The 12,835-nt window shown below is 55.1% G+C and carries 7 protein-coding genes; 3 read left to right on the top strand and 4 right to left on the bottom strand.

Annotated elements, in window-relative coordinates; translation table 11 throughout:
• Positions 1-374: 374 nt before the first annotated feature.
• The 4 genes from MXE41_RS08910 to sctS all read right to left on the bottom strand — a co-directional run bounded on the left by MXE41_RS08910 (position 375) and on the right by sctS (position 3,864).
• Positions 375-1,187, bottom strand: a complete 813-nt coding sequence (locus MXE41_RS08910) for a hypothetical protein (protein WP_247100246.1) — start codon at positions 1,185-1,187, stop codon at positions 375-377.
• A gap of 604 nt (positions 1,188-1,791) precedes the next feature.
• The gene (locus MXE41_RS08905) at positions 1,792-2,286 is read right to left on the bottom strand and encodes a YscO family type III secretion system apparatus protein (protein WP_247100245.1); all 495 of its coding nucleotides are present in this window, start codon (positions 2,284-2,286) and stop codon (positions 1,792-1,794) included.
• A gap of 182 nt (positions 2,287-2,468) precedes the next feature.
• A complete protein-coding gene (gene sctT / locus MXE41_RS08900; protein WP_247100244.1) occupies positions 2,469-3,293 on the bottom strand; it encodes a type III secretion system export apparatus subunit SctT in 825 nt (274 codons plus the stop codon).
• Between the two features lie 310 nt (positions 3,294-3,603).
• Complete coding sequence (gene sctS, locus MXE41_RS08895) at positions 3,604-3,864, bottom strand: type III secretion system export apparatus subunit SctS (RefSeq protein WP_281503576.1); 261 nt, start codon at positions 3,862-3,864, stop codon at positions 3,604-3,606.
• Positions 3,865-4,852: 988 nt separating this feature from the next.
• Here sctS and MXE41_RS08890 point away from each other — a divergent pair.
• The 3 genes from MXE41_RS08890 to MXE41_RS08880 all read left to right on the top strand — a co-directional run bounded on the left by MXE41_RS08890 (position 4,853) and on the right by MXE41_RS08880 (position 12,611).
• On the top strand, positions 4,853-10,240 hold the full coding sequence (locus MXE41_RS08890; RefSeq protein ID WP_247100243.1) for a hypothetical protein: 5,388 nt from the start codon (positions 4,853-4,855) through the stop codon (positions 10,238-10,240).
• A gap of 185 nt (positions 10,241-10,425) precedes the next feature.
• Positions 10,426-10,980, top strand: coding sequence for an SUKH-3 domain-containing protein (locus MXE41_RS08885; RefSeq protein ID WP_246978337.1), 555 nt, complete (start codon positions 10,426-10,428; stop codon positions 10,978-10,980).
• A gap of 113 nt (positions 10,981-11,093) precedes the next feature.
• Positions 11,094-12,611: a hypothetical protein gene (locus tag MXE41_RS08880; protein ID WP_247100242.1), complete on the top strand. Its 1,518-nt coding sequence runs from the start codon at positions 11,094-11,096 to the stop codon at positions 12,609-12,611.
• The last annotated feature ends 224 nt before the right edge of the window (positions 12,612-12,835 follow it).

Below are 12,835 nucleotides of genomic sequence, written 5' to 3'. Positions count from 1 at the left end.
TACGTATCATTATGCCTTTATGCCGTACACGTACGTATGCACAGTGACGTACAGTCACCGTGCCGCATAATTACAGCGACTAAGAGTCACCGTGCCGCATAATCACAGTGACCCATACAGTGTCACTGTCCCATTTGGCCTGTGCCGTCAGGGATTCATGTTCTCTGGTAAATAAAGGCCCACGTCACCGTGGCTTATGTGACCTGAGCCTGATTCTGTTATGCAAGTGCCCGATGGCGGCTGCTGCAAGCCGTCATGCGGCTGTAAGCTGCCATGAGCAAGCGGTATCGCGGCTGTAAGCAGATGTAGGCAGCTGCGTACGGCGCCATGGGCAGCTGAGGCAGGCGCCGGGGCGCCGGGCGTCAGCGTGACGGTCAGACTCTGCCGTAGATGTCGTCGTTATCACCTTTGCTATGGTTTTGAGCCATATGCTCATTGGCACCGTTGAGGATAAAGCGTACCTCGCGGTCCTCGTACTTCTGCACGCCTTCGATAATCTGCTCGCGGGCCTCAACAAGGCGGTTGAAGCTCTTTGGATTATTGGCGCTGACAATGATGGAAAGCAGGCCATCAAGGTCACGGCGCAGAGTAATGTCGGTCTGAGGCAGAGCTGATGATGAGTTAAAAGTAATGGTTACCTGGGAGTTTGCTGAATGTCTTGGATCAGATACCAGAATTCTTTCCACTACGCTGTCAGCAATTCTCAGCACATCATCTGGACTGGTAACCTGACCTGGGTTCTGGGCATCCACTGCCGGGGCAATCTGACGGCCAAAGTCCGAAAGTCCGTTTACGGCAGCAGTATTAGGGGTCTGGGCAGTAAAGTCATTTTGAGCGCTGTCAGAGCCTTTCTTGCTGTTAATATCGCTGGTGTAGCTGTCAAGACGAGCCTGGAGTTCCTGACTGTGATTGAGCTGACTGGCCGGCTGACGAGGAGCTGCCTTGTCTGAAAGGGCGTTGAGAATCTTCTCGAGCTTGTTCTCTTTGTCTTCATTTAAGAAGTCGTAAAAAGAACCGGAAGCACCTACGTTTCCTTTTCCCTCCATCATCTGGGCAAAAGCCAGTGCACGAGGGTCAGTTGGGGAAATGCTCTGAATAGATGAGCCAGATTTTACAGCTCCATCCTTGCCCGGAATTCCGTCGGAATATACCGAGCCTTTGAGCTTGTAACTTTCATCAACTTTCACTGTGCAAATCCTCTGTATGCCCGCAGACGCCAGATAAAAAAGGCAGACTGTGGGACGAATTAATGCTGTTAAAAAGGAAAACAGCCAGCTTAATTATAAGGCACCGATATAAGCTTTGTTACATCAGTTGCGAAATTAAGTTCTCATTTTTCTGAATTTCACCTGGCAGAGCTGGCAGCCTGCATCCTGCAGCCTGCAGCCTGCAGCTTGAGGCTGAGGCCCATGCCAGGGCCTGCGCAGGCTGGGATTTCAGGCCCTGAGCCCCGTGCACGGCTCTTGCCCTGTAATGCAGGCCTTCAAGGCAGGCACAGGCTGGCCATTCCGGCCGGCACAGGCCAGTCATCAGGGCTGTTCAGGGCAGCCAGGAGTGAGATCAGTGAGCAGGGCATGCTCTTTAAGCTGCCGGAGCAGACCATGGAGCATAACCTGAGGCAGGAGTTTTCCTTTTAACGGTTAAATAAAACTGTCGGGCCTGATGCAGGTCCGTTAGCATGTATAAAAATCTTTTTCTGCTGCTGCCCTGGCCGCATGGAGGGCATAAGTATGAGCTTCAGCCTTGCATTTCAGACGGGACACGGCCAGAGCCAGGCCGTAGGCAGGAGGGCTACTCCTCGGGCTCGTCAAAGAAGTTTGGTTTGCGGGGGACGAAGTCTTCGAGGGCCTGTTCGGCCTTATATTCTTCGATTTCTCTTTGCTTTTCGGCCCAGATTTCCTTGTGGCGGTCCAGACGGGCTACGTCCATGTCGCGCCTGTGCTGGAGCTGCTTGAGCTCCTCAAGGCGCTGCTCCTCCTCAATGACTTTTTGTTTCAGGCCTTCAAGTTCGAGCTTTTTACGCTCAACCTCGGCGTACATGCCATTGATGCGGGCAAAAACTTCTGCCAGCTCTTTCTGGCTTAAAACGAGGCCCATAATTTCATCGTAAATGGCCTCTACTTTTCTTTCAGTTTCACGCTTGAACTCTTCAAGCTCAACCGTGGCTTTCTCAACGGCAGCAACAGCATCTGCAACTGCTTTGCGCTGAGCTGCAGTGGCGCGCCGGGCATTGCCCTGGCGCATTTCGCGCAGATTGTACAGTGCCTGCAGTGGATACTGCTCCATAACATCATCCCTGCTGTGTCAGAGGCCGGCCGCAGGGGCCGCTGCTGTCGCCTGGGCGGCTGCAGCTGCAGCAGCGGTCCAGGACGCAGTGGCGGCGGCCGGCCTGGTATTGCGTTAGCATAACACTGCCTGTTTTTGACAGCTTATGAGACAAGTTCATCCCCGGTACCATGAGAAGATCCTTAGCCCATACGGGTTAAGTTGAGGAAGATCTGCTTCATATGCGGATAAAGGCTATGCATGAAGTCGTAGAAAGGAGACATGTAAAGAATTACCAGAAAGGCGGCAATGGCGCTCTTGATAGGCATGGACAGCACATATACGTTAAGCTGCGGAGCAAAACGGTTCATAATGCCCAGGGCGATGTCACACAGCAGGGCTGTAAGCACAAAAGGAGCGGCCAGCATCAGGGACTTTTCGGCAAGGAAATCAACTTCCGAGGCTATGAACACGGCATTTCTGTTATTGAGTATGGCTGGTACAAAGTCAAAGACCGGCCAGTACAGGTAGCTGCTGTACAAAATGCCCACAAAGGCCATAAAAGCGCCTGATGCAAGGAAGAGATTAACTGCAGCCAGGATAAAAATATTGCCCAGCGGTGAGCTCTGCTCTTCAGTAAAAGGATCAGGAACCTGAGCAGCCGAAGCACCGCGCTGGTTATCGATGATTACACCTGCTGCCATGGCTATGTAAAAGAGCATGGAAACAAGCATGGCCATGGCAAAGCCAATAATGCCCTCCTTGATAAAGAAGAGAGTCATCTTCAACAGAGAGCCCAGCTCGCCATAGTTTACTGGCGGCATCTGCTCATAAATAAGCGGGTGCAGGGGCAGATAAAGGGCTACGGCAAGAGACATGCGAATGCCCATGGACACGGAAGGACCGGCAAATGCGGCGAATCTGACCAGGGCCGCAATGCGGGCGCAGCCAAAGACAAAAGCCATGATGTGCTTTTGCATTCCGGCATCATCCATAACCAGAAGGAAATCATTAAATACGGTGGACATGGTGCTGACACCTCAGATTGCCCTGTGGCCTTGTCTGCTGAGTTTTCCTTTACCCATGGACCCCAGGGGCCTGCGCCCTTGTGCCCTGTCTGTTTTGCTGGCCATAATTCCAGCCAGTGATGCCCGGCAGTCAGGACGGCCTGTATGCCAGTCATGCCCGTTTGCCCGGCTTGCCCGTTCGCCCGGCCGGCCCATTTGCCAGTCCGACCGGCTGCAGGCCGTGCTCCGGGCTCTGGCGCTCTGCGCTGCCTGCATTTTGCAGCAGCCATCAGGCTGAGGCTGCAACTGGAGGCATTGCGGGGCCTGATAATCAAATTGCCTGAATGTAATCAAATATGGTGGTGCCGTATTTGAGAATTTCCGCACCAATCCATCCCAGCAGCATAAAGAGCACTACTGCTACAGCAACGAGCTTTACTGCAAAGGACAGAGTCTGCTCCTGAAGCTGGGTAATAGCCTGCAGGAGAGCAAAGAGAATACCGACAATGGATGCAATGAGAATAGGAGGCATGGACAATATCAGGACCAGAAAGAAGCCCTGGCTGACCAGTTCCTGAACTGTTGAAGTCAAAGGTAGCCTCCGGAAGATAAAAAGGTGCTTAAAGCAGCAGGTTAAATGAGCAGTCCATAAAACGGCCAGGCATGGATACTGCCAGTGATTTCACCGGCCGTCAGGTACAGTCGCGCAGCTTTCTGGCACAGCTGCCGGGTATACAGTGCGTGCAGTGCGTGCAGGTGCGCACAAAGGTCACTGTCATGCGGGCAGCCGCATGTGGGCAGCCGCTTGTGCCGCATGTATCCTGGGCAGCTTTGCTGAACACACCCGATGCCGGCCATATGGCTTAATGATTAAAGGTCTTGTGACTGACCTGCAGTCAGGTCATTGTTAAATACCGGCAAAACCTTGTCATTACATCATACCTGACTGACAGCTATATGCAGCAAGTTCCCATCAGGTCATGAGGCGGCCTTATCAGGCTTGCAGCACTGTCGGGCCCCATATTACTGATGTTGAATCTGGCATGCTGCAGCGCCACCGGTCGGCATGTGCCCGTGCACTGGCTGTACAGTGCAAAGCACTGATTTTCAGACAAAACAGGTGCTGACCCGGGGCGCGCTCACAGCTGTGGTGTGCCGCACAGCATATGTCATCATGGTTAACTGGTGTTATCAGCTCAAACAGGGTGCACCTTAAAGGGGGCCGGGGAAGGCGGAAAATTACGATTCAACTGTCGTTTTGACAAATTTTATAGTACAAATGGGCTTAGATTTTTTGACGCATGAACCGGCCATTTTCTGGCCTGTAAAGCCCATAGAGGCTGACAGTTGCAGCTGGTCGCCATCAGAAGCTCAACTGAGCTGGCATGCGTAGCCGTGTGGCCTTGCCACTGTTATTTCTGACAGGGCTACCTTGCTCACACATTGACAAATCAGGTCTGTCATAAAGGACCTGCCTCAGTTATTTTATGTTCATCCCGGGGCTGGCTGTCAGCTGCAGCTGCCGGAGACTGCGCTCTGCAATTCAGAGCACCATCAAGCCACACAAAAAGGGCCCAGCCATGACCTCATATCAGTCTGAAGATCACAGCAATAACAGCGCGAATTTTGACCAGCCTGGAGGGCCGGGCAGTGCTCCATCGGCCCAGTCCCAGACACCGGCCGCCCGTATGCCATGGGAGCATCAGGTCTGGCAGGGCCAGGAACCGGGCCAGAACCAGGCCGTGCAGCCGCAGTATGCCCAGCCACAGTCTGGCCCTCAATATGATCAGTACACCCAGCCACAGGGCGGTTATGCTCATCCTTACGGCAATGCGCAGAGCCACAGACAGGGTTTTAGCCGTCCTCAGCAGCCTCAGTTAAATGCAGGACAGCCTCAGTATGCCCGGCAGCCAGGTCCGTACGGCCAGTATGGTCAGCCACCGGCAGCTCAGCAGTCTGGCCAGTATGGTCAGCCATCGGCTGCTCAGCAGTCTGGCCAGTATGGTCAGCCACCGGCAGCTCAGCAGCCTGGCCAGTATGGTCAGCCACCGGCAGCTCAGCAGCCTGGTCAGTATGCTCAGCCACAGGCTGCCCAGCCGACAGGCCGGTACAGTCAGCCACAGGCAGCCTGTTCACAGCCTTATGGCAATACTCATGAGCAGGGGCCAGGCTTTAACAGCCCGCAGCAACAGCCTCAGTTCAATCAGGGGCAGCCTCAGGGCGGATGGCAGCAGCCACCACGACAGCCTCAGATGCCGTACTCACAGGGGCAGCAGGGCGCAGCTCAGTACCAGTCTCAGTTTGCTCAGGGACCAGACAGTCAGCGCCGTAATACACAGGGACAGTATCCTCAGGGACAGTATCAGCCTCAGTGGGCACGTAATGCCCCTGACAGAGCCGCCCCCAATGGACAGGGCTACGGACAGGGCAACTTTGGTCAGCAGCCTCCACAGCAGATGCCACCACAGGCAAGGCCTTATCAACAACCTCAGCCTCAACTGCAGACTGCAGTTCCTGCCTGGGGTCATAGTCAGGCACCGGCTGCAGCTGGGCCTGCTGTCATAGCCACACAGGCTCATGCCGACGCTCTTGCAGGTCAGAACGGGGGTTATGGCTATGCTCAGGGCGCCGTTGAGGATCAGGCATGGGCTGGAGAGGAAGAAGCTGCCGAAGGCGGAACTGTTTTAAGCCGCGATGAGGTCAAGCGCATACTGCAGCCTCTGACCACGACAACTCAGCAGCGCATTGAAATTCTGCGTAACAGCCAGGTGCAGGTTCCACATGTTGAATCCTATCTGCAGGGACCATGTGTTCTTAATGATGATGAGCGCCGTGCCCTGCATGAGCTCCTGTTTGCCCAGGCTCTGACAGAAATCGCAGTGAGGGACATGGCGTCTGCCAGTGACAGCTACGCCATAGCTGATACACAGGCAGAGGCTATTGCAGCTGATGCTACAAAGCCTGAATCAGTCGCCGTCGAGGCAGCTGCAGACGAGACAGCTTATGCTTCTGGCGATTCTATTGTATCGAAAGAAGCGGATGTGTCCGGTGCAGCTGATACAGCTGTACAGTCCTGTGCAGATAGAATCGCACAGCCTGTCTCAGTCGCCATGGAGGAAGCCAGTGAGGCTGACAATGCTGCTGATGTACAGGTAGTACATCCCGATGCGCTGGTAACAGATGAAGCTTGTAGTAAGAGGGACGCTGCTGCCGGTGGTGAAGCCACCGCACCGTCGACTGTTGCAGACTACACTCAGCCTGACTCGAGCCTGGTAGAAGCTGCTTCATGTGAGGCTGGCGCGGCCTCGGGCGAATCTGATGCTGTGAGTGTTGCAGATGACGCTGCAGAAGGTGAAGCCACCGTACCGTCCGCTGTTTCAGACTACACTCAGCCTGAATCGAGCCTGGTAGACGCTGCTGCATGTGAGGCTGGCGCGGCCTCTGGAAACTCTGATGCTGTGAGTCATGCAGATACCGCCGCCGCATGCGAAGCAGCCGCACCGTCTACTGTTGCAGACTCCGTTTTGCCAGTATCAGGACTGGTAGAAGCTGCCTCATGTGAGGCAGGCGCAGCCTCGGGCGAATCTGATGCTGTGAGTGTTGCAGACACTGCAGCCGCATGCGAAGGAGCCGAACCGTCCGCTGTTGCAGACTCTACTCAGCCTGACTTGAACCTGGTAGAAGCTGCCTCATGTGAGGCAGGCGCAGCCCCGGGCGAATCTGATGCTGTGAGTGCTGCAGATACCGCCGTCGCATGCGAAGCCGCCGCACCGTCCGCTGTTGCAGATTCTGCTTTGACAGAATCTGGACTGGTGGAAGCTGCTGCAGTCGAGGGTGGCGACTCCTCTGGCAACTCCTGTTCCATGAGCACTGCAGATGATGCTGCAGAAGGTGAATCCACCGCATCGTCCGCTTTGGCAGAATCAGGACTGGTGGAAGTTGCTGCCGAGGGTGAAGCTGAAGTGGCGTCTGCTGTTGCAGATTCTGCTTTGGCAGACAGTGGCTCACTGGAGGCTGTGGCTGTTGGGGACGATGAGGTGGGCAGGCGCGTGGCTGAGACTGTGGCCTGCCTTGCTGTGGCCGGGCAGTGGTCTGAGGACAGCTATGGGGCCTATTGCGAGCATATGCGCAGCAAGGGACTGGCTCCTTTTTCGGAGGCTGAGCTGATTCGTGCCTGGGTGCATACTGTCTTTGCCCCTGAGGGCCTGCTCAGTCGCTGTATTGATGGCTACAGCTGCTCTGAGCAGCAGTATGAGCTGGCTCAGAAAATGGCTGCACTTGCTTATGAGCGCAGGGGCGCAGTGGTGCTGGTGCAGGGGGCATATACAGGCAGTGATGACCTGGAGCTGATGCTGCCTGTGATGCTGGCTGGCAGAAATGTCATGATTGCATCGGCCTCAGTCGAGCTGCAGAACATGATTGTCAGACAGTTCCTGCCTTTTGTGCTGGGCCGCTGCGGTCTTAACCAATGGAAAACTATCAGTCTGCAGACTCACTCAAGATATCTGTGCCGTCACATGATTGATACCAGGTATCCAAAGTTTGTCAAAGGATCCCTGCCTTCAGCTTTCAAAATGGCACCTGCCTTACTGCACCTGTATCACGAGATCAGGAGATTTGCCGCCGAGGCCGGCAGTCGTGACGGCGATCTGCGCGATGGCGGTTTTGGTGAGTATAACTGTGAGCTCAATGATCGCATTGCTGACTGGTCCACCTCTTACATCACAGAGTGTCGCAGCTGCCACTGCCAGTATCGTGCTGCCCGCAGTGAGGCTGCCGCCAGTACTGTAGAGCAGGTAAGGTACGCCCTTGGTGAATGTGAAAAGCAGTATGGTGTCGGCAGCCGTGAGTATGAGAGCAGATGGCATCAGCTCATGCGTGCCTCTGGAAAGGTATGCGATCTCAGCGGCTGCTTTGTCTATGCTGCCCGTGATTTTGCAAAGCAGGCTGATGCCGTGGGTGTCAGTCACTATATGTTCTTTGATGCCTGCAGACAGGCCAGCCCTCCGGGCCATCCTGATGGTGAGCTGCCACTGCCTGATGTGCTGCTCATTGAAGAGGCTGACATCATTATCGAGAGCATCAGAAAATCACTGCGTCAGGAAATAAAATCCAATCATTTTGGAGAGCTGGCCCGCTTGGTACCGAAAATTCTTACTGCCCTGAAAAAGGCCCGCAAGGCACCTCAGGTCGAGCAGCTCATTGCAGATACCACTCAGTATCAGCGTATTGAAAACTGCTTTAAGACAGCCAATCACTGTGTCTGGCTCATAAGAACCTTTGCCCGTGTCATGGGGGCAGGGCCATGGCCGATGCATGCCTTCAAGTTCCAGCACCGTCTGTGGCAGTCACCATACCAGCTCATGGGCCATGAGCTGCTCAGCGAGTACTCTCTGGGCATACTGCCGCCGGACAGCCAGTTCAGGCTCATGGTCGAAAAGATGCGCGCAGCCAGTCCTGAGCTAAGGCGCAAGGTGCCGGGCTTTACTTCCTATGGCCAGAGAAACATCTGGTTTGAGAACCTGAGCGCTCATTATCAGCAGACCCTGGCACAGCACTGTCAGCAGCTGGGTGTGAGCCTGTATGAGGGCCGTCCTGAAATTGCCCGTTACGATGCCATGGCAGATGTGATGTGCAATGAGCAGGGCCAGGCTCTGGTCGATCCGATTTTCAGAGCCCTGATGAGTGATTTGTACCGCAATTTACGCGAGGGTATGCGCATTCTTGAGCATCTTGAGAGGCATATTACCGGCCTTCAGGGCACTCCTGACATTGAGCGCCTTGAGCTTGATCCGGCCCTGAGTGATGCCTTAAAGGCCGTCAGGGCTGTCAGCGATGGTCTGCCTGAAGCTCTGACCACCATTGCCGACATCATGAACGCTGACTTCAATGTCAAAGGAGAGGCTGTGTGGAACGCTGCAGCCACGGTAACACCGCGTGGCAGCACAGCCGTGCTTGCTCTGACTCCTTTTGATATCAGCAACGAGCTCAACGGACTTTTTGAGGCCATAACCTCAGCCGGTACCTCAGTGGTGCTCAAAACTGACAGCCTGAGCTCCCCTGAGGAGACCCATGAGGCTCTGAAAGATTTGGGCCTTGCCCCTGACAATATCGAGCTGGTCATGCTCAGCGACAGCAGGGAGCTGCGCCAGCGCGCTATGGTATATCTGTCAGACTGCCAGGGTTCAGCCTCTGATGCCGCTGATGCCGCTACAGCGTATGGTGCCGGTGCAGCGTCTGAGGGCGCAGCACCGGCAGCTGCACCGGAGCTGGCTGCGTCTGGTGCCGGTGCATGGTCTGGCGCCGAGGCTGGAGCTGTTGTGGCTGAGGGACCTGGTGGGGGCAGTCAGGCTTATCTGAGCTGGGAGGGGCTTGCCGGGGAGCTTGGGCGTTTGCGTGAGCTTTTTGAGTCCAGTGCCGGTGGCATTGAGGTGGTGCTTAATGACCCGCTTCATATGAAACGCTGCGCTGCCTGGTTCAATGAGCTCTTTAAGGGCTCCAGATCCGTCATTGTCCAGAGTGAGGCGCCTTATGCTGAAATTGCACAGCGCCTTAAGGACGACAGCAATGCTGTGCTCATCAGTGACAGCTCGCTGCGCCAGCTGCTGCATAAGGCAGGTGTCGGCACCTGCTGGCATGACGGTCATAAATGGGCGCCATCTCTGGTGCTTATGGCCGGGCTTGCTCTACCTGATCTCTCTGATCCTTACTATGATGCCCTTTATCATCATCTTAACCTCAGGCAGTCAGGTCTGTGGGAGCAGCAGGTGGCTCTGCCTTTTGCCCGCCGTGCTGTGCATTGTGCGCTTAACAGCCTGATGCGCTCAGGTCATGAGCATGCAGCTCTGATTATTGCAGATCCGGCCATTCACAATGGTGCCATGGGCCAGCAGATAAGCGCTGCCCTTAGACAGGACTGGACTGTCACCGGCTGTTTTGCTGAAGTAAGGAGCTTTCTGGCAGGCTAATACTTCGGGCGCCGACTGAAGCAACAGCATACCGGCGCGGTCCTGCCTGTGCAGCGCCGCTCAGGACGCTGCCCGCTGCGCGCAGCCCGGGCTGACCGCGCTGCGGGCAGCTGTGCGGCTGCTGCGATATTTGCGTGGCGACATGATCACCATCATGAAAGAGCCTGCCGACATGGAGGTGGCAGATGATTAAGGAGCGTATCCCCATTACAGGTGAGCTTAAGGATAAAGTGCAGACCCTGATGAAATATGCCGGCTGGCACGAGGACCGCAGGGTTGATATTTCTGCTGCTGAGCAGTATTACGCCCGGCGGGGCATGCCCATGATGAAGAGCACAGCCAGATTCTATCGTCGATACTTTGGGCTGTGCCCGCAATGGTACCTTGAGGTCAGGAAGACCACTCATGCGGCCGATTTCTGGTTTGCACTCTTTCCTTATATGGTCGACTCCATAAAGGACAGTTTTCAGGATGAAATGTTTGCCAGTATGGCAGGTGAGGACCTCAGGATAATCGAGTCCTGTGCCGGTATGCCATGCCAGCCTGTAGGCCATATAGGCTATTACTATCCGGCTGAGGTATGGATAAGCGAGCACGGCAAACTGCTGGCACGCTGGGAGTATCAGGATGAGACAGAGATTTTTGATTCTGTCTTTGATTTGATTGAGCGTGAGCTGCGTACCTGCAAATTTGACTCGGCAGCCATGAAAAGCCTCAGGGCATTCGACGCCAGGTCATAAGTGCCTGTCAGGCGCGACTGCCCCGTAAGCGCTGCGCAGGCCGGGCTGACCGCGCAGCGGGCGGGGCGGCGGCTCGTGCAGCGGGCTTACCATCAGGCTTTAAGGAGATGTTTATGCTGGCAAGAGCCGGTGATGTTTATACTGTCTATAACGAAAAGTATGGTGTCTGGACGGCCTGTCAGATTACGGCCGTAGTGCCGGCTGACCACCTGAGTTCTGATGATCAGGCTGTGGTTCTGACTTATGACTGGGTGGGGGACAGGGCCCTTGAGCCTGGGCAGCTTGATAAGCTGCAGGCGCTTTACTATGACTTTTATTACTGGAAAGGGGAGCTCTGTCTGCTCAATGTTCCTGTGCAGGTACCGGGCGATTATATTCTGGTCGGTCAGGTAAAGCCTCTGGAGCATGAGCGCTGCAAGAGTTACGGCTTCTGGGACCGGGGTTACTATGCCTGTCGTCAGCATTTATGGAGTCAGATACCTGATGAGCAGCGTAAGTCCTTTAAGGCAGCCATGTCAGATACAGGTGTTATTGAGCTCAATGGCTGTCAGGTCCAGGCTGCCACCAGGCGCGTTAACGATGAGGTTGAGTCATTTGACTCGGCTCTGGAGCTCAGGGCCCTGCCCTGTGTGTACTCACTTGAGTGTCACCGCTGGCACCCTGATCTGATTGAGTTTTTGCAGAGCAATCCTTTTATCACTCAACTTACGCTGATAAATCATGGCCAGAGAACTCTTGATCTGCGTGGTACGGCCATTACCAGCCTGATGCTGGACATGAACGGACTTGAGCAGCTGTGGACAGGCGAGCGTACTGAGGAGCTGCAGTTCCAGCAAAAAGAGGAGGACCACTGTACTGTTCATGCTCACGACAGTGGTGCCCGGCTGCAGCTGAGCTTTATTGCGCGCTGCCGCCCTCATCATGAGCTGTCGGCGCTGCAGAGCCTGCATGGCAGCCATATTGATGATTTTGATATTGCGGCTCTGCCTGAGGTATATCCTGAGCTTAAAGAACTCAGACTGTGGGGCGCCCCGGGGCGCTTGCGCGGCATGGACAGTCTGCACAGGTTAAAAGCTCTGCAGAGATTATCCACTTATGATCTCTTTGGTTTTGGAGCTGATGATGTGCCCCGTCCTGACAGCTGCACTGAGCTTAACTGGCTGTGGATGACCAGTCTGCCCGCCGAGGCGGCCCGTGAGGTCAAAAAGCTGTGGAAAGGACGCAGCGATGTCGACCTGAAAATCACTCAGCCACGTAAGGAGGAGTGGCTGGCGCAGAACCTTGATAATCCTCTGCGCAGCTTGGACGGCTGTGAGCATATCCCGGCCAGAGCGGCCCAAAAAGCGGCCCGGCAGTACCGCAAAACCAGGTCAGAGCTCATCAAACTTGCCGCCAGTGCTGCAGCGGCCCGGGGAGCTGATGATGAGCACGAGCAAATCAGGGAGCTTACCGATAAGGCCCTTGCAGCTGTCAGCGCCTATACTGAAACTTTCAACAGAATGGATTTTATTGAAACTGAACAGCGCGAAGAGGTCTATATGGCTCTTAAGGAAATACTCAACAGCATGGCTCAGGGTGGCCTTGACCGCGATGCTCTGCTTGAGCACTTTGAGCAGCTGCGCGACTTTTAACCGTCCCCGCCCCGTCCCCCTTACATGGCCCCGGACCCGAACAGGCCTCAGCCTCGGCCTCAGCCTGGCCTGCAGGCCTTGCCCGGATAGCCAGGCTGCCTTTTGATGGCGCTGGAAAAGCGTTGTGGGGCAGGACGTGAGAGTGCGCTCAGGGATTGAACAAATTGATATTGCCACTGGGGCGCGCCTCAGTTATTGTACCTTGTGAGATTTTTCTCAGGTTG

Origin of the sequence: Anaerobiospirillum sp. NML120449 (genome assembly GCF_023051105.1) — a bacterium.
Taxonomy (GTDB): domain Bacteria; phylum Pseudomonadota; class Gammaproteobacteria; order Enterobacterales; family Succinivibrionaceae; genus Anaerobiospirillum.
Note: the sequence above shows the minus strand (reverse complement) of the source record. Positions and strands in the feature narration are given on the sequence as shown.

Coding starts and splice junctions, on each gene's coding strand:
- MXE41_RS08885 (WP_246978337.1), top strand. CDS start 10,426: ATGATTAAGGAGCGTATCCCCATTACAGGTGAGCTTAAGGATAAAGTG.
- MXE41_RS08905 (WP_247100245.1), bottom strand. CDS start 2,286: ATGGAGCAGTATCCACTGCAGGCACTGTACAATCTGCGCGAAATGCGC.
- sctT (WP_247100244.1), bottom strand. CDS start 3,293: ATGTCCACCGTATTTAATGATTTCCTTCTGGTTATGGATGATGCCGGA.
- MXE41_RS08890 (WP_247100243.1), top strand. CDS start 4,853: ATGACCTCATATCAGTCTGAAGATCACAGCAATAACAGCGCGAATTTT.
- MXE41_RS08880 (WP_247100242.1), top strand. CDS start 11,094: ATGCTGGCAAGAGCCGGTGATGTTTATACTGTCTATAACGAAAAGTAT.